The organism is Achromobacter xylosoxidans A8 (genome assembly GCF_000165835.1).
GTDB lineage: Bacteria > Pseudomonadota > Gammaproteobacteria > Burkholderiales > Burkholderiaceae_B > Achromobacter > Achromobacter xylosoxidans_B.
The window spans coordinates 2,469,547-2,487,230 of sequence record NC_014640.1 but is presented as its reverse complement, the minus strand read 5'-3'; the positions used below and the strand labels follow the sequence as shown (position 1 = coordinate 2,487,230).

Sequence of the window (17,684 nt, the reverse complement as noted above, 5' to 3'; positions counted from 1 at the left end):
GGAATGCCTGCCATGAACGTCTCTTACAAGCTGTCCGCCGCCCTGTTCCTGTCGTTGGCCTGCGCCGCGCCGGCCCTCGCCGCGGATCGTACCGTCCATCTGCCGATGCAGGCCGCGGTCGAAGCCGCCCAGGTCGCCGGCAAGATCGACGGCAGCGTCAAGTTCTACCTTGCCGGCACCGGCCCCAAGGGCGCGGTGCTGGAAGCGGGCGTCATCACCAACCGCAAGACCAACGCCTTCGCCAAGAAGGACGAGGACGCCTGCCTGTGGGTGGCCCAATCCGCCATCATCGCGCTGCACGAAGCGGCCAAGAAGGCCGGCGCGAACGCGGTGACCAATATCGTCAGCTACTACCGCAAGAACGAATACAGCAGCAAGACCGACTACGAATGCCATGCCGGCGCCATGGTGGCCGGCGTCGCCCTGCGCGGCGACCTGGCCAAGGTGAAGTAAGGGGCGGCACGGCCACTGCCAGATCGCCGGCCGCCGGTTTACACTGCTTGTTTGACGCAACACCACAAAGGTTTACCCATGAGCACTGCTACGCTCAAGACCCGCCTCTCCGATGCCGTCAAGGACGCGATGCGCGCCAAGGCCGCCGAACGCCTGACCACGCTGCGCTTCCTGCTGGCGGCCGTCAAGCAGAAGGAAGTGGACGAACGCCGCGACCTGAACGACGCCGAGATCACCGCCATCATCGAAAAGCAGGTCAAGCAGCGCCGCGAGTCCATCGCCGCGTTCGAACAGGCCGGCCGCACCGAAACCGCCGAACAGGAAAAGGCCGAACTGCTGGTGCTGCAGGAGTTCCTGCCGCAAGCCGCCACGCCCGAGGAAGTCGCGGCCGCCATCGACGCCGCGCTGGCCGAAGTGGCCGCCCAAGGCGTGACCGGCGCGCCCGCCATGGGCAAGGTCATGGCCCTGCTGAAGCAGGCCCTGGCCGGCCGCGCCGACATGACCGCGCTGTCCCAGCAAGTGAAGGCCCGCCTGGCCTGACTCCCGGCCGAGCCTGACTCCCGGCCGAGCCTGACTCCTGGCCGGGCCTGACTCCCCGCCGGGCTCGCGCTCAGCCCTACCGCCGGACGCTCGCCAGCCGGCCGCCCCGCCTGCCCCTCAGAACGCGCCCCCGAACAGATCGGGCTGGCGCGTTTGCTCCTGCGGGTCGGCGAAGTTGCTCATCCCCACCCCCGCCAGCCGGTACAACGTCTCCGGCGGCAAATCCACGCGCTCGCATAGCAGCCTGGCAACGGCTGCCAGCTCCGCCGCCGATCCGGGCGGACCCGGGCTGGTCTGGCTGCGCGTCAGGATGCGGAAACGGTCCGTCTTCAGCTTGAGCACCACGGTGCGGCCCAAGGCGCCCTTCTTCAGCGCCTGGTCCCACACCCGTTCCGCCATGCGGTCGATGGCCTCGCCCACCGCGTCCAGCCGGATGTCCTGCGAGAACGTGGTCTCCGACGAGACCTGCTGCAAGGGCTGGTCGGTCTGCACCTCGCGCTCGTCGATGCCGCGCGCCAGTTCGTACAGGCGCCGGCCGTAGCGGCCGAAATAGTGCTCCAGTTCCTGGGCGCTGTGCGTGGCCAGGTCCCCCACCGTATGGATGCCCAACTGCTCCAGGCGCGCCTGCGTCACCTTGCCCACGCCCGGCACCTTGCGCACCGGCAAGGGTTCCAGGAAGGCCAGCACCTTGGCGGGCCGGACCACGAAGAGGCCGTCCGGCTTGTTCCAGTCGGACGCGATCTTGGCCAGGAATTTATTGGGCGCGACGCCGGCCGAGGCCGTCAGTCCGGTTTCCTCGCGGATCTGGTGCCGGATGACCTGCGCGACCTCGGTGGCCGAAGGCAGCCCCAGCTTGTTGATCGTGACGTCGAGGTAGGCCTCGTCCAGCGACAAGGGTTCGATCAGGTCGGTATGGCGGGCGAAGATCTGCCTGACCTGGCGCGAGACATCCCGATAGCGGTTGAAATCCGGCGGCACGTAGATCGCATGCGGGCACAGGCGCTCGGCCCGGGCCGCGGACATGGCCGAATGGATGCCGAAACGCCGCGCCTCGTAGGACGCGGCGCACACCACCGAGCGCGGCCCGGTCCAGGCCACGACCACGGGCTTGCCGCGCAGGTCCGGGTTGTCGCGCTGCTCCACGGACGCGTAGAACGCGTCCATGTCCACGTGCACGATCTTGCGTAATTCATTCATGGTGGTGCTGCCCCCATGAGCCGTTCATCGCCTGAAGTCCCGTGGCAAAAACATATATTATGACCGGCGACAACCGACTTCCCATTCCCGCCCGCAACGGTCCATGACTGCACCCTCAACCACCCAAACCGACTACTTCGGCCTGACCATTCCCTTCATGCATTTCGTCGGCCTGGTGCCCGAGAGCATCGCGCCGGCCTACGCCCGCACCTCGCTGCCCTGGCGCGCCGACCTGACCAACAGCCGCGGCGACGTGCATGGCGGCACGCTGATGAGCGTGCTGGACTTCACCCTCAGCGCCGCCGCGCGCGGCTCGGCCGACGGCACCGAAGGCATGGCCACCATAGACATGAACACCTCGTTCCTGTCGCCCGGCACGGGCGACCTGGTAATCGAGGCACGCTGCCTGCGCCGCGGCGCCTCGATCGCTTTCTGCGAAGGCGAGGTACGCCGCGCCGACGGTGAATTGGTGGCGCGCGCCACCGCCACGTTCAAGATCATCCGCCGCCGTCCTGGCGGCGACTGAGCGCGCTGGCGGCGGCAAGCCGCCGGCGCCTGCGCGTCAGTTGGGCAGGTCGCGCGAGGGCTTGACCGGCGGACGCGGGTCCAGCGGCATGTAGCTGCTGCACGACACCAGGCTGTAATAGACCGCGTCCTGCATCGCGCGCATGGCGGCCGCGTCCCAGGTGCCCTTGCCCCACACCGCGATGCGCACATCGGTGGTCTTGGGGCCGGCCGCCTTCAATTCGACCCGCGTCATCTCGTTGTCGCTGTAGGGCGCCAGCACCTGCACCACGCCGGACTGCGCGCTTTCGTTCAGGGTGTCCACCACGCGGTAGGCGTTGTCGGTGCTGCGCAGGCAGGCATTGGCCTGCCGGATCGCCGCGTCGTAGGCGTCCTTGAAGCTCACCGGAGCCTTGAATTCGCTGTGCGGCGACGAACCGCCGGACGAAATGCCCATCGAGCAGCCTGCCAGGCCCAGGGCCAGCGCCGAAGCCGCGACCAGTTTCCAGTACATGTGTATCTCCAGATCAGTGCCCGCGATTATCCCGCATATCCGCCGCGCGCGATAAACGCCGCCCTCGTTCACATGATCCCGATGCGGTACTCCAGGTTCTTGACCAGGGTCCGCAGGCGCGGGCCCAGGGTTTCGTAGACATGCTTTTCGTCCAGGTTGTCGGACGGAATCGTCACGTTGAAGGCCAGCGGCAGGTCATTGGATCGATAGCGCATGGGCGTGGCGATGCCGCACAGCTCGGCCCGCCAATCCTTGCTGACCACGCAGAAGCCGTGCTGATCGATGGCCTCGAACGCCGGCTGCAATGACGGTCCGAAACGCTCCCAGTCCTCCGGATACTCCTCGGCCAGGCGGCCGCAGATGAGCTCGCGCTCTTGCGGCGTCTGCGCGTAGAGCAGCGCGCGCCCAGTGGCGGTGCGCAGCAAGGGGCGCGCCGACCCGATATCCGGGCGCGAGGCGTTCGACGCGCCGTCGTGCACCGTTTCCACGTAGACCACCTGCAGGCGGTCGCGGATGGCCATGGACACCGGCCCCTTGGCATAGCGCGCCAGTTCGATCATGTCGTGCGCCGCCAGCTGCCGCAGCGTCAGGTGCACCAGCAAGGGATAGCCCAGCGTCAGCACGGCCGGACCCAGCGAGTACTTGCCGGTGCGTTCGTCGCGCCGCAGATAACCCAGGCCCACCAGGGTGAAGGTCAGTCTGGACACGGTCGGGCGCGTCAGCCCGAGCATTTCGGCGATTTCCTTGTTGCCCAACTGCGGCTCGGACGCAGAAAAACACTTGAGCACGTCCAGGCCATTGGAGAGCGTGGAGGCAAATCGCGGGTGCGCTTCCAGCGAGGCGCGGGATTCGAGTTCGTAGTTGAGCGGGGTTTTGGAATGCATGGCGGCCTAGGGCCTGTTGACACTAAAAGGAGCCTCGCACAGGCCAGCAAACGGCTGCCTGGCTAGGCGCGGGCACCGCCGCGTGGCTGTGCCACGCAAGGTGGCAGCAACGACGCCAGGCAGCCGTTTGCTGGCCTGCCCGAAGGGTGAGTACCCAAATAAGCGCCTCTCTGCGTTGCAAATGCTCGCCGTGGTCCCGCCACGGCTGCGCTTTGCGCCTTGATAGGCGCTTATTTGGGTACTCATGCGAGGCTCCTTTTAGTGTCAACAGGCCCCTGGGTTCCGGAGCATTGACAGTATATCGCCTGCCGAAATACAAATATTCCGTTCACTATAAACACTTGAATTCCATTTATTGAAATTGAAAGGGTAGTCGATGACGCATTCCAATTTTTCCCGCCAGCCGCTGGGCGCCCGCTTATTCAGCTTTGCCGTCGTGGCCGACACGCATGTCAACGAATCCGAAGACACCTGCGCATCGCCCTTTGCCACCAACGCCCGCGCCAATGCCCGCGCGCGGCACGTCTTCGCCGACATTGCCGCCCTCGATCCCGCCCCCGCCTTCACGATCCACCTGGGCGACATCGTCCACCCGGTGCCCAGCATGCCCTCGTTCGAGGAGGCCGCCGGCCGCTTCAAGGCCATCGCCGGGCAGATCGACATGCCCCTGCACCTGGTGCCCGGCAACCATGACGTCGGCGACAAGCGCATCGACTGGATGCCGGCCGACATCGTCTGCGACGACTACCTCGACAAGTACCGCCAGGTGTTCGGGCCGGACTACTACGCGGTGGACCATGGCGGCGCCCGCTTCCTGTTCCTGAACTCCCTGCTGTTCAACTCCGGACTGGCGGCGGATGCCGCGCAACGCGCCTGGATCGATGAGCAACTTGCAGGCGCCAGCGGCCGCGTGTTCGTGTCGCTGCACTATCCGCCCTATCTGCACGATGCGGACGAGCGCGGCTCCTACGACAACATCGACGAGCCCGGCCGCGGCTGGCTGCTGTCGCGCCTGGCCGATCCGCGCGTGGAGGCCGTTTTCGCCGGCCACGTCCACAACTTCTGGTATGACGTCATCGGCCGCGCGGAGATCTACATGCTGCCGTCCACCGCCTTCCTGCGGCATGACTTCTCGGAGTTCTATCGCGTGCCGCCGGCGGACGAATTCGGCCGCGGCGACGTCGAGAAATTCGGCTATTTCATCGTTGACGTGCACGAGCAGGGCCATGTGGCCAAGCTGATCCGTACGCATGGCGCCATGCGCGGCGTAGCCGATGACGGCAAGGCGGCGGCGCGCACCCTGCCCACGGTCCACACCAAGACCGCCGCCTGCGACGGCATCGCGGTCGAGATGCGACACCCCTGGGCCGAAATCGTCGAGATCCCCTGCACCGGCGGCGTGCAGGAATTCGGCCGCAAGCTGGCGCGCAACGACTACCCCCTGATGTCCATGTGGGAGATGGGGCTGCGCACCCTCAAGATTCCGGTGCAGGACCTGCGCGACGACAAGACGCTGCGCCGCGCCCGCCTCATGTCCGACGTCGGCCACCGCTTCGTGCTGACCTCGCTAGGCCTGCCGGACGCCAAACTGCTGCAACAGGCGCGCCAGCACGGCGTGGCCATCGCAGCCATCGAGATCAACCTCAACGCCCAGGCGCTGGCGGACGCGGGCGCGGCCTTGCAGCGCCTGCGCGAACATACCGACGCCCGCCTGCTCTATTGCAAGATCAGGACCGGCGCGGACGACGAGCACTTCGACGGCAAGCACTACAGCCATTTCGTCAACACGGGACTGCGCGCCTCCGAACTGGAGGCGGCCCAAACCGCCCTGTTGCCGCACTTCGCGCAGAAGAACCTGGACGGTTTCACCGTGCGCCTGGACTGGGGCGCCGACCTCATTGCCACGCATCAGCAACTGGCCAGCCAGGCGCGGGACTGGGGCGCGACCGTGAACGTGGGCGTCAAGCTGGCCGACCGCCTGGCAGCGGCGAACGACGACGACACCGCCATCGCCGCGCTGGTGGCCGAAGCCTTCCTGGCGGCCCGGACCACCGACACGGTCAGCTACTCCTTCGACACCTTCATGGACGTGGACCGGGGCTACTTTCCGCGCAACGGCCTGATCGACCGCCGCTACGATCCGCGGCCGGCCGGACTGGCGCTGGCGGCATTGAACGCAGTCTTCGCAGGCCAAGCCGCGAACGACGGATCGGTTGAACGGATCGACGGCGAGGCCGGCCTGCGCCTGTGCCGCTACCAGTCTGGCGGGCAGACCTATGAACTGGCCTACGGCTGCGGCCCGGCGCTGCAACGCCAGGTCGAGGCTGGCGCATTCACGCGCGTCGTCGATCTGACGGCCCAACGCGTGCTGCAAGCAGGGGACGATTGGACCGGGTACGCGCGCCTGCCTCTGCCCGACCAGGCATTGCTGCTAATCCAGCGCAACTGAACTCACGCAACCGCACAGGAGCCACCCCATGTTTCGATACGCAATCAAACTCGCGGGCTTGCTGGCCGCCGCCTGCCTGCCGCTGTTCGCCCAGGCCCAGCCCTACCCCGACAAGCCGGTGCGCCTGATCGTCGCCTACACGCCGGGAGGCGCCACCGACGTGATCGCCCGCATCCTCGCGGCCAAGCTGAGCACTAGCTGGGGACAGCAGGTCATCGTGGAGAACAAGTCCGGCGCCAGCGGCATGATAGGCGCCGAACAGGTAGCGCGCGCCACGCCCGACGGCTACACCCTGCTGCTGGCCTACACGCCCGAGGTCTCGATCAACAAGCTGGTCTACAAGCAGATGCGCTACGACCCCTTGAAGGACCTGCAGCCGATCGCCCTGGTCGCGGATGCGCCGCTGGTGCTGGTCAGCGGTCCCAAGCTGCCCGCCACCACCTACGCCGACCTGAAGCGCCAGGGCGCAAAGGCGCCGCTGGTGTACGGTTCGCCCGGCATGGGCGGCCAGCAGCACCTGGCGGGCGAACTGCTGCGGGTGCGCTCCGGCATGAACCTGACGCATGTGCCCTATCGCGGCACGGCCCTGGCCGTGGCCGATCTGGTGGGCGGGCAGATCGACATCTTCTTCGCCACCGCGCCGGCCATCATCGGCCAGATCGGCGCCGGCAAGCTGCACCCGCTGTTCATCGCCGGCCCCCGGCGCCAGGACGTCCTGCCCTCGACGCCGACGGCCAAGGAGGTGGGCCTGGACGACTTCGACATTTCCAACTGGTTCGGCCTGTTCGGCCCCGCCGGCATGCCGCCGGCCCTGGTGGACCGTATCTCCAAGGACACGGCCCAGGCATTGCAGTCCGCCGACGTGAAGGAAAAGCTGCAAGGCCAGGGACTGGCCATTGCCTACAAGCCGCCCCAGGAATTCAAGGCCTACATCGGCGCCGAAATGGCCAAGTACGGCGCCATCGTCAAGGCGACCGGCCTGGAGCCGCAGTAGGCGTAGACCTCGCCCGGCGCGGGCCCGCGGGCGGTTCGACACCGCCCGTGCCGCTATGGCATTATCGGCGGACCACCTGGCGGCCGGCCCCAAGCGCCGGCCGCGGCAACCTCGGAGGTCCCCCTTGTTCTCATTCCTCAAGCGCACTGTCCTGGCCGCCGGCATCATCGGCGCATCGCTGGGCGCCAGCGCCGCGCAGCCGCCGCGCGCCTATCCCCTCAAGGATTTCTTCCGCAACCCCGAGCGGGGCTTCTTCCGCCTGGCCGACGATGGCCGGACGCTGGGCTTCATGCAGCCCACCAGCGTGGACGGCAAGCCCGCCCGCATGAACATCTACGTGCAGCCGCTGCAAGGCAGCACGCCGGTGGGAGACCCCCGCCAGCTCACCAGCGAAACCGCGCGCGACATCAGCAACTTCTTCTGGAAAGGCGCCGACGTGGTGCTCTACCAGAAGGACTTCGGCGGCGACGAGAATTTCCACGTGCTGGCCGTCAATGCCAAGACGGGCAAGATCACCGACCTGACCCCTTATGAAGGCGTGCGCGCCGGCATCGAAGACGATCTGGAAGACGACCCCGATCACGTCCTCATCAGCCACAACCAGCGCAACCCCGAAGTCTTCGACGTCTACCGCGTCAACGTGCACACCGGCGCGGCCGTATTGGTGGCGCAGAACCCGGGCAACATCGTCGGCTGGCAGACCGACCACGCAGGCAAGGTGCGCGCCGCCGTCGCCAGCGACGGCCTGAACACCACCCTGCTCTACCGCGACACCGAATCCTCCGAGTTCCGACCGCTCATCACCACCGACTACCGCACCAGCGTCAGTCCGGCGTTCTTCACTTTTGACGACAAGAAGTTCTACGCCCTGTCCAACCGTGGCCGCGACAAGCTGTCGCTGGTGGTGATCGACCCCGCCAAGCCCGATGCCGAGGAAGAAATCTTCACCCCCGACACGGTCGACCTGGATTCCGCCGGCTACTCGCGCAAGCGCCGTGTGCTGACGGTGGCCGCCTACCAGACCGACAAGCCGCAATACAAGTTCTTCGACGGGCAGACCGAGACGCTCTTCAATAAGTTGTCGGCCAAGCTCAGCGGCTACGACTTCGCCATCCAGGGTTCCAACCGCGACGAAGACAAGTTCATCGTCGCAGCCTATAACGACCGCACGCCCGGCTCGCGCTACATCTACGACGCGGCCGCCGACACGCTGACCAAGCTGGCCGACATCAACCCCGCCATTCCCGAGGCGGACATGTCGCGCGTGCAGCCCATCAGCTACCAGACCCGCGACGGTCTGACCGTCCACGGCTACCTGACGCTGCCGGCCGGCCGCGATCCGAAGAACCTGGCTTGCATCGTCAACCCGCACGGCGGCCCCTGGGCGCGCGACGGCTGGGGCTACAACCCCGAAGTGCAGTTCCTGGCCAACCGCGGCTTCTGCGTGCTGCAGATGAACTTCCGCGGTTCTACCGGCTATGGCCGCGCCTTCTGGGAAGCCAGCTTCGGCCAATGGGGCCTGAAGATGCAGGACGACATTACCGATGGCGTGCAGTGGCTGATCGGGCAAGGCATCGCCGATCCCAAGCGCATCGGCATCTACGGCGCCAGCTACGGCGGCTACGCCACCCTGGCCGGGGTGACGTTCACGCCCGATCTGTACGCCGCTGCGGTGGACTACGTGGGGGTGTCCAACCTGTTCACGTTCATGAAGTCCATTCCGCCCTACTGGAAGCCCATGCTGGACAAGATGCAGGACATGGTGGGCGACCCGGAACGCGACCGCGAACGTTTGGCCGCCACCTCGCCCGCGCTGCATGCGGACAAGATCAAGACGCCGCTATTCGTGGCCCAGGGCGCCAAGGATCCGCGGGTGAACAAGGACGAGAGCGACCAGATGGTCAAGGCGCTGCGCGCGCGCGGCGTCGAAGTCGAATACATGGTCAAGGACAACGAGGGCCACGGCTTTCACAACGACGAGAACAAGTTCGAGTTCTACGAAGCCATGGAGAAGTTCCTGAAGGAACATCTCAAGCCCTGACCTCCTCCTCCAGCGCCGCCGGGCCGCGCTCCTGCGCGCGGCCCGCGGGGCGGCCGATCCAGGCCATCTCCACGCGGTCGCGCCCATGTTCCTTGGCGCGGTACAACGCGTCGTCGGCGCGGGCCAGGATGCCGTCCGCGCTGTCTCCCGACTGATACGAAGCCAGGCCGCCGCTGGTGGTCATGCGCACTTCCCGCCCTTGCAGGTGGAATGGCGTGTCGCGCAGGGCATCGCAGACGCGCTGGGCCTGCACCAGCGCGCGGGCCGGATCACAGTCATACATCAACAGCACGAATTCCTCGCCGCCCAGCCTGCCGAAGCGGTCGCTGCCGCGCACCGCCCGCTGCACCACCTGCGAAAAATGGCGCAACGCCGCGTCGCCCGAGGCATGGCCGTAGCGGTCGTTGATGGATTTGAAGTGGTCGATGTCCAGCACCAGCACCGCCAGCTTGCCGCCGGCGCGCTTGCAGCGCTGCAGCTCGCGTTCCAGTTCGTCCATGATGCTGCGGCGTGAATAGGCGCGCGTCAGGCCGTCGAAGGTCAGCGCGGCCTCCATGCGCTCGGACAGGCTGGTCTGAATCAGCAGCAGCAGCGCCAGGAACAGGCCAGGCACGGTCACCGTTCCGCACACGATGAAGAACAACCCCCAAGGAGTCGGGTCAAGCAGCGACGACGGCGCCTGCCCGCCAACGCTGTAGACCACCACGCGCAAGGCGTGCAGCGCGGCCAGGCCGAAGCTTGCCAGCATCAGGTACAGCATTACGCCGCGCGTCTGGATCCTTTTGCGCTGACGGAAGAACACCAGGCCCGTCGCCACCATGGCGACGACGGTATAGGCGGAGAACAGCAGCATGCGCGCGCGCAAGTCATCCACCACGTACAGCAGCAACGCGAACGCAACAATGCAGAGTCCGCCCAGGGCGGCCGTGCGCCGCACCAGCGGCCGCAGGCCGAAGAACTGGCGCACGCCCACGTAGACCAGGCTGATCGCACAGACCCAGGCCGCGTTCGACGCCATCACATAAACGCCGGGCGGCAGGATCTGCGATGCCGCATAGGCGAGCAGCGACAGCACCGCCAAGGCGTTGCCGGTGGTGAACGCGCGGATGCCGCCCACGTCGCGGGCGCGGAACGGCGCCAGCAATGGCAATGCCAGAGCCGTGGCCAAGCCCCACATCAGAAAGAAGAGAGAAGTCGTCATGGTGTTTGCCGGCACACGCCCCGCAGGCGCGCGCCGTCGCTCGTCATTGCTGTTGCACTGGGTTCACACATCTGGCGGCGTTACATCCCACCACTCCAGACGCTTTTTGTTACCCGCGCGGCGACAGACCGGCACTATCTGGCGCCCGTCCGTCGCGGCACGCCGTTTCGCCCTGAACCTTTACTGCCCGCGCCAAGACGATTGCGCGGCAAGCGACGAAGAATACGCCAAGGCGAAGTCTGCGCAACCTTCCTTTGCACTAATTGACAGTTACCTGACAGTTAACACACTTATAATTTCGTTCATTGACGGTGCCGCCAAGAGCGCCGCAATCACGCCCTACGGGCGTGGCGCGTACTAGCCATGCACTCCCATAGCGCGAGTGCGAAGGTCCCCGCAGCGGGCGCCGCGCAGTCCTAACCAAAAAGTGTTCCTTCCCCGTGCCGCCGGCGCCTTTGTGCTGCGCGTCGCCTTGGCTCGCGCCGACAAAAGGCACGCACTCGGCCGGCCGGACCAGGAACGCCCCGAGTAGCAACTGCGGAAGTAAAACAGATGCAAAACAGAGGATCGACACCCCCGGGTGCCGCTGGACCAAGACTGAGCCTGCTGGCGGCTTGCGCCTTGCTGGCTCCCGCCCTGGCCCTGGCCGCCCCCGGTAACGACTATGACGCGCTGATCGCGCAGGCGCGAGCTGGCGACTACGAGCCCGCCCTGGCCATGCTGCGCCAGCAAGGCCCGGCCGGCGGCAGCCGCGCCATCCATGACCACATCATCATCGCGGGCTGGGCCGGCAAGCCCGCCGAAGCCATCGCCGCCTACGAGCAGTTGCCCCACGGCGCGCCACTGCCCGCCGACATCCAGCTGGCCGTGGCGCGCGCCTACCGCGACCTGCAGCGCTGGCCCGAGGCCCTGGCCGCCTATCAGGCGGGCGCACGCAACCATCCCGGGCAATCCGCCTTCCGCGCCGGCGAAATCATGACCTTGGCCGACGCCGGCCGCTACCCCGAGGCGCGCGCCGCGGCCGCGCAGTGGCTCAAGCGGCATCCCCGCGATGTCGATGCCCGGCTGGCCTTGAGCTATGTCCATGCGCGCCAGGGCGAGCCCTACGAAGCGCTGCACCAGGCCGACCTGGCCCTGGCCGCAGCGCCCAACACCCCTTACGTGTTGCGCGAGTACATCCATGCCTTGCAGCGCGCCCGCATGGCAGATGTGGCGCTGGAACTGGCGCGGCGCCATCAGGACCTGTTCGACGCCGGCCAGATGCGCGGCTTCGAGGCCGACGCGCTGGCCCAGCAGGTGCGGCTGGCGGCCATGCCCACGCGCTCGGAAGCCGAGCGTTTCGTGCTGGCCGACCGCGCCCTGGCCCGCTACGACGAACTGATTCCAGCCTGGCAGCAGCAGGAGGACGCCCGCGCCGACGCGCTGCGCGCCCGTATCGACCGCCTGCACGCCTTGCACGTCCGAGTGCGCATGGCCGATCTGGTCCGCGAATACGAAGCCTTGCAGGCCGAAGGCGTCACGGTGCCGCGCTACGCCTTGAACGACGTGGCCTCGGCCTACCTGTACCTGCGCCAACCCGAACGCGCCCGCGACATCTACCGCCAGGTCGCGGCCGACGATGCGCTGCGCGGCGACGATGCCGAACAGCGGCTGGCGACCGAAACCGGCCTCTACTACTCGCTGGCCGAAGGCGAGCAGTTCGACGAGACCACAATCGTCACCGACGGCGTCGAATCAGGCTATGCCCCCTGGCTGTACTACAAGGGCCAGGCCACCCGCATGCCCAACGACCTGAACCTGGAAAGCCGGCAGACCCTGGCCTCTGCGCGCCTGCAGGCGAACGACACCGTCGCCGCCCAGCAGCGCCTCGAAGAGATGGTCGGGAACGCCCCGAACAACTCGGGCCTGCGCAGCGACCTGGCCACGGTCTACCGCGCCCGCTCGCTGCCCCGCGCCTCGGAAACCGAGCTGAAGATGGCCGAGACGCTGGCGCCACGCAGCCTGGGCGTGGAGAACGGCCAGGGCTTCACCGCCCTGGACCTGCAAGAATGGCGCCAGGCCGAAGCGCTGTCGCAAGACACCATCACCCGCTCGCCCGAGAACCTGACCAGCCGCCGCCTGGCCCGCGAATGGGAAGTGCACAACAAGGCCGAGCTGCGCATCAACGGCTACCGCGGCCTGGCCTCGGACAGCCCGGTCACCGGCAGCGGCGACTTCGGCATCGACGCGGTGCTGTACTCCTCTCCGCTGGACTACAACTGGCGGGTCTTCGGCGGCGGCGGCTACGCCTCCGGCGACTTCGAGGAAGGCCGCGGCAACTACCGCTGGCTGCGCACCGGCGTGGAATGGCGCGGCCGCGACCTCACGGTCGAAGGCGAAGTCTCCACCCATGACTACGGCCACGGCGTGAAGCCGGGCGTGCGCCTGTCGGCCGCCTACGACCTGGACGACCACTGGCAGGTGGGCGGCTCGGGCGAAATCATGTCGCGCGAAACCCCGCTGCGCGCACTCACCAGTGGCATCACGTCCAACAGCCTGTCGGCCTTCGTGCGCTGGCGCGCCGACGAGCGCCGCGAGTGGACGCTGGCGCTGTCGCCCTCGCATTTCAGCGACGGCAACAACCGCTGGGCGCTGGGCCTGGCCGGGCGCGAACGCGTCTATACCTCGCCGCACCTGCTGGCGGACCTGGAGTTCGAGGCGTCCACCCAGCGCAACAGTCATGACAGCAACGTGCCGTACTTCAATCCGCGCTCGGACCTGATGCTGCTGCCCGGCGTGCGCCTGACCCACACCCTGTACCGCCGCTACGAGACCGCCTGGGAGCAGATCGGCACCCTGGGCGCGGGCGCCTACACCCAGCAAGGCTACGGCACCGGCGGCGTCATCGCGCTGGGCTATGGCCAGCGATACCGCGCCAACGACGTCCTCGACATGGGCGCCATGATCACCGGCACCAGCCGCCCGTACGACGGCGAACGCGAGCGCGAACTGCGCATCGTGTTCGACCTGACGTACCGCTTCTGAACCCGGAACCGAGTAACGCCATGATGCTTAAAACCCATACCCGCCTGATCCTGGCCGGCCTGCTGCTGCTCGCGATCCTGGCGCTGACTGCCTGCGCCAAGGACATCCCGGTCTACACGCCGCCGGACCAGCGCCCGCTCGCCCCCGCCGAACAGCCCTGGGTCCAGGGCCAATTCCTGGCCCTGGCCTACCACGACGTGGAAGACGACGATCCCGACCAGGGCTTTCTCAGCGTGCGCACCGACCGTCTGGTGGAGCAGCTGGCCTGGCTGCGCGCCAACGGCTACCAGGCCGTGACCGTGGACCAGATCCTGGCCGCGCGCCAGGGCGGCAAGCCGCTGCCCGAGCGCGCCGTGCTGCTGTCCTTCGACGACGGCTACCGCAGCTTCTATACCCGCGTGCTGCCCATCCTGAAAGCCTACCAATGGCCCGCGCTGCTGGCGCCGGTCGGTATCTGGATGGATACGCCGGCCGACCAGCGCGTCGACTTCGGCGGCAGCCCCGAAGACCGCAAGCGCTTCCTGAACTGGGACGAGATCCGCGAGATCTCGCGCTCGGGACTGGTGGAGATCGCCGCGCACACCAACGCCTCGCACTACGGCGCGCTGGCCAACCCGCAGGGCAATACCGAGCCGGCCGCCGCCATCCGCGCCTATGACGCGCAAACCCGCCGCTACGAGACCGAGGCGCAGTTCGAGGCCCGCATGGGCGGCGACGTCGCCGCCATCACGGAGAAGATCCGCCGCGCCACTGGCAAGAAGCCGCGCGTGTGGGTCTGGCCCTACGGCGCCGAAGGCGGCTCCACCCTGCGCATCACCGCCGAGCACGGCTATCAGCTGGCGCTGACGCTGGAGGATGGTCCGGGCCGCGTCGGCCGCCTGATGTCCACGCCGCGCCTGCTGCTGTCCAGCGACCCCACGCTCAAGCCCTTCGCCAACAGCGTGGTCGGCATGGAGGCCCAGCCCTTCATGCGCGTGGCGCACGTGGACCTGGACTACGTCTACGACCCGGACCCGGCGCAGACCGACCGCAACCTGGGCGAGCTGGTGCAGCGCATCCTGGACATGCAGATCAACACGGTGTTCCTGCAGGCCTATTCGGACCCCGTGGGCGACGGCCTGGTGAAGTCGGTCTACTTCCCCAACCGCTGGCTGCCGATGCGCGCCGACTTGTTCAACCGCGCCGCCTGGCAACTGCACAACCGCGCCAACGTGATGGTCTACGCCTGGATGCCGGTGCTGTCCTTCGACCTGGATCCCGCCCTGCCCCGCGTCACGCGCTGGCAGGAAGGCCAGGCGCAGGTAGAGCCGGATCCCGACCAGTACCGCCGCCTGTCGCCGTTCGACGCCACCGTGCGTGCGCGCATCGGCGACCTGTACGAGGACCTGTCCCGCTACGCGATCTTCGACGGCATCCTGTTCCATGACGACGCGCTGCTGTCGGACTTCGAGGACGCCAGCCCCGGCGCACTGGCCGCCTACCGGGCCGCGGGCCTGCCAGGCAGCATCGCCGAATTGCGCGCGGATCCCGACACCCTGCAACGCTGGACCCGCTACAAGAGCCGCGCGCTGGTGGACTTCACCGCGGAACTGACGCAGCGGGTGCGCGCGGTGCGCGGTCCGCAGATCAAGACCGCCCGCAACATCTTCGCCGAACCCATCCTGAACCCCGACAGCGAAACCTGGTTCGCGCAGAACCTGGACGATTTCCTCGGCGCCTACGACTGGACCGCGCCGATGGCGATGCCGCTGATGGAGAACGTGCCGGCAGGCAAGGAAAACGCCTGGCTCGACCGGTTGGTCGACACCGTCGCGCAGCGCCCCGGCGCGCTGGACAAGACCGTGTTCGAACTGCAGGCGCGCGATTGGCGCACCGGCCCCGGCCGCCCAGAGGCCACGCCGGTCGACACGGCCGTGCTGGCCGGCTGGATGAAGCGGCTGCAGCTGCGCGGCTCGCGCAGTTTCGGCTACTACCCCGACGATTTCTCGCAAGACCAGCCCCGGCTGCAAGGCATCCGGCCCGCCATTTCCGAAGCCTGGTACCCCCTCCGATGATAGACCGTCTGATTGCTCTGCTGATTCTCTGCGCGGTGCTTGGCGCGCCCTTCGGCTTCACCCTGATGCTGACCGGCGAGGCGCTGCTGGGCTTCGTGTTCTTCTATCCGCTGTTCATGTCCGGCATGTGGATGGCCGGCGGCATCTATTTCTGGTGGCATTGGGAGCGGCACTGGAAATGGGGCAAGGACAGCCAGCCGCCGGCCCTGGCCGGCAATCCGCTGGTGTCCATCCTGGTGCCCTGCTACAACGAGGCCGACAACGGCGAAGAGACACTGTTGGCGGCGTTGGGCCAGAACTATCCGCACATCGAGGTCATCGCCATCAATGATGGTTCCAGCGACGGCACCGCCGCGATGCTGGACCGCATGGCCGCCGCCCATCCGCGGCTGCGCGTGGTGCATCTGGCGCAGAACCAAGGCAAGGCCATGGCCCTGCGCATGGGCGCCATGGCCGCGCGCAGCGAATACCTGGTCTGCATCGACGGCGACGCCATGCTGGACCCGGACGCGGCCGCCTATCTGGTGGCGCCGCTGATCGACAATCCGCGCGTGGGCGCGGTAACCGGCAACCCGCGCATCCGCACCCGCTCCACCATGATCGGGCGCATCCAGGTGGGCGAGTTCTCGTCCATCATCGGCCTGATCAAACGCACCCAGCGCGTCTACGGCCAGGTGTTCACGGTGTCCGGCGTGGTTGCCGCCTTCCGGCGCGCGGCGCTGGACCGCGTGGGCTATTGGAGCCTGGACATGATCACCGAGGACATCGACATCAGCTGGAAGCTGCAACGCGACCACTGGTCGATCTTCTACGAGCCGCGCGGCCTGTGCTGGATCCTGATGCCCGAAACCCTGCGCGGACTGTGGAAGCAGCGGCTGCGTTGGGCCCAGGGCGGCGCCGAGGTCTTCCTGAAAAACCTGCGCTCCATCTGGGTCTGGCGCCATCGCCGCCTGTGGCCGCTGATGGCCGAGTTCTGCCTGTCCACCGCCTGGGCCTTCGCCTTCGGCGTGTCGGTGCTGCTGTGGGCCCTCAGCCAGGTGATCACGCTGCCCAACAACATGCAGATCGCCAGCCTGATGCCGCCCGCCTTCACCGGCATGATGCTGGCGGTGGTCTGCCTGCTGCAGTTCGTCGTCAGCATCCTGATCGACCGCCGCTACGAGCCGGGCCTCGCCCGCTCGTTGTACTGGGTCATCTGGTATCCGCTGGCCTTCTGGATGGTGAGCCTGTTCACCACCCTGGTCAGCTTCCCCAAAGTCATGCTCCGCAAGCAGGCCCGCCGCGCGCGCTGGACCAGCCCGGACCGGGGCATCAAATCACCGGACGCAACGTCATGATCATCACCACGCAACGTTCCCGCGCAGGCTATCTGTTCGACCTGGTCCTGACCGCCATCGGCTGGTTCGCCTTCGTGTATCTGTTCGGCGCCGGCATTCTGGCGATCCTGCGCGCCGCCGCGGGCGGCCCCGATGTCTCGCTGTGGCCGGTGTTCCTGCCCACCGTGCACACGCTGTGGGGCTATGCCCTGCTGGCGCTGATCAACGCCGGCGTGCTGGTGGCCTGGGCCGTCTACAACCACCGCAAGTTCGCCGGCCGCGACCGCCGCAAGCCGATCAAGCCGGTGGGCGACCGCCGCGTGGCAAGCAGCTTCGCGATCAGCCCGGCCCAGCTGATGCAGGTGCGGTCGGCGCACACCTGCATCATCCATCACGGCGCGGGCGGAGACATCACCAGCATCGAAATGGGCCGCCCTCACCTGAGCGCCTTGCGGGCGGGCTGACTTCCCCCTCTACGGGATAGCGGGCGCCGCGCGCGGCCTTCCCGCTACC

General features: G+C 67.5%; 14 protein-coding genes. 10 read left to right on the top strand and 4 right to left on the bottom strand.

Annotation, left to right across the window (positions count from 1 at the left end; all coding sequences use genetic code 11):
* The first annotated feature begins 12 nt into the window (after positions 1-12).
* Positions 13-453, top strand: a complete 441-nt coding sequence (locus tag AXYL_RS11645) for a hypothetical protein (protein ID WP_013392985.1) — start codon at positions 13-15, stop codon at positions 451-453.
* 78 nt (positions 454-531) lie between these two features.
* Complete coding sequence (locus AXYL_RS11640) at positions 532-993, top strand: GatB/YqeY domain-containing protein (protein ID WP_013392984.1); 462 nt, start codon at positions 532-534, stop codon at positions 991-993.
* Positions 994-1,110: 117 nt separating this feature from the next.
* Here the strand turns inward: AXYL_RS11640 and dinB are convergent, their stop codons facing one another.
* Positions 1,111-2,190: a DNA polymerase IV gene (gene dinB, locus AXYL_RS11635; RefSeq protein WP_013392983.1), complete on the bottom strand. Its 1,080-nt coding sequence runs from the start codon at positions 2,188-2,190 to the stop codon at positions 1,111-1,113.
* Positions 2,191-2,293: 103 nt separating this feature from the next.
* Between dinB and AXYL_RS11630 the strand changes: the two genes are divergently transcribed.
* The gene (locus AXYL_RS11630) at positions 2,294-2,716 is read left to right on the top strand and encodes a PaaI family thioesterase (RefSeq protein ID WP_013392982.1); all 423 of its coding nucleotides are present in this window, start codon (positions 2,294-2,296) and stop codon (positions 2,714-2,716) included.
* 36 nt (positions 2,717-2,752) lie between these two features.
* On the opposite strand, the gene AXYL_RS11625 is transcribed toward AXYL_RS11630, so the two are convergent.
* Positions 2,753-3,208: a BPTD_2524 family lipoprotein gene (locus AXYL_RS11625; RefSeq protein WP_013392981.1), complete on the bottom strand. Its 456-nt coding sequence runs from the start codon at positions 3,206-3,208 to the stop codon at positions 2,753-2,755.
* A gap of 68 nt (positions 3,209-3,276) precedes the next feature.
* Positions 3,277-4,092 (bottom strand): IclR family transcriptional regulator, encoded by an 816-nt coding sequence (locus AXYL_RS11620; protein WP_013392980.1) that lies wholly within the window; start codon positions 4,090-4,092, stop codon positions 3,277-3,279.
* A 376-nt stretch (positions 4,093-4,468) separates the two neighbouring features.
* Here AXYL_RS11620 and AXYL_RS11615 point away from each other — a divergent pair, with 376 nt between their 5' ends.
* From AXYL_RS11615 to AXYL_RS11605, 3 genes are all read left to right on the top strand, one after another.
* Entirely contained in the window at positions 4,469-6,541 is a 2,073-nt protein-coding gene (locus tag AXYL_RS11615) for a metallophosphoesterase (protein WP_013392979.1), read from the top strand.
* A 28-nt stretch (positions 6,542-6,569) separates the two neighbouring features.
* Positions 6,570-7,535, top strand: coding sequence for a Bug family tripartite tricarboxylate transporter substrate binding protein (locus AXYL_RS11610; protein WP_013392978.1), 966 nt, complete (start codon positions 6,570-6,572; stop codon positions 7,533-7,535).
* A gap of 124 nt (positions 7,536-7,659) precedes the next feature.
* A complete protein-coding gene (locus AXYL_RS11605) occupies positions 7,660-9,576 on the top strand; it encodes an alpha/beta hydrolase family protein (RefSeq protein WP_013392977.1) in 1,917 nt (638 codons plus the stop codon).
* Here AXYL_RS11605 and AXYL_RS11600 read toward each other — a convergent pair.
* A complete protein-coding gene (locus AXYL_RS11600; protein ID WP_013392976.1) occupies positions 9,566-10,777 on the bottom strand; it encodes a GGDEF domain-containing protein in 1,212 nt (403 codons plus the stop codon). The two genes, AXYL_RS11605 and AXYL_RS11600, sit on opposite strands and share 11 nt — an antisense overlap.
* A 552-nt stretch (positions 10,778-11,329) precedes the next feature.
* Here AXYL_RS11600 and pgaA point away from each other — a divergent pair.
* Genes pgaA through pgaD form a run of 4 tightly spaced genes read left to right on the top strand, consistent with a single transcriptional unit; the run spans position 11,330 to position 17,635 of the window.
* The gene (pgaA, locus tag AXYL_RS11595; protein ID WP_013392975.1) at positions 11,330-13,801 is read left to right on the top strand and encodes a poly-beta-1,6 N-acetyl-D-glucosamine export porin PgaA; all 2,472 of its coding nucleotides are present in this window, start codon (positions 11,330-11,332) and stop codon (positions 13,799-13,801) included.
* A gap of 20 nt (positions 13,802-13,821) precedes the next feature.
* Positions 13,822-15,855, top strand: a complete 2,034-nt coding sequence (pgaB, locus tag AXYL_RS11590) for a poly-beta-1,6-N-acetyl-D-glucosamine N-deacetylase PgaB (RefSeq protein WP_013392974.1) — start codon at positions 13,822-13,824, stop codon at positions 15,853-15,855.
* Positions 15,852-17,192, top strand: a complete 1,341-nt coding sequence (pgaC, locus tag AXYL_RS11585) for a poly-beta-1,6-N-acetyl-D-glucosamine synthase (RefSeq protein ID WP_013392973.1) — start codon at positions 15,852-15,854, stop codon at positions 17,190-17,192. The genes pgaB and pgaC overlap by 4 nt, the downstream gene beginning before the upstream one ends.
* Complete coding sequence (pgaD, locus tag AXYL_RS11580; protein WP_013392972.1) at positions 17,189-17,635, top strand: poly-beta-1,6-N-acetyl-D-glucosamine biosynthesis protein PgaD; 447 nt, start codon at positions 17,189-17,191, stop codon at positions 17,633-17,635. Before pgaC ends, pgaD begins: the two co-directional genes overlap by 4 nt.
* Positions 17,636-17,684 lie beyond the last annotated feature (49 nt).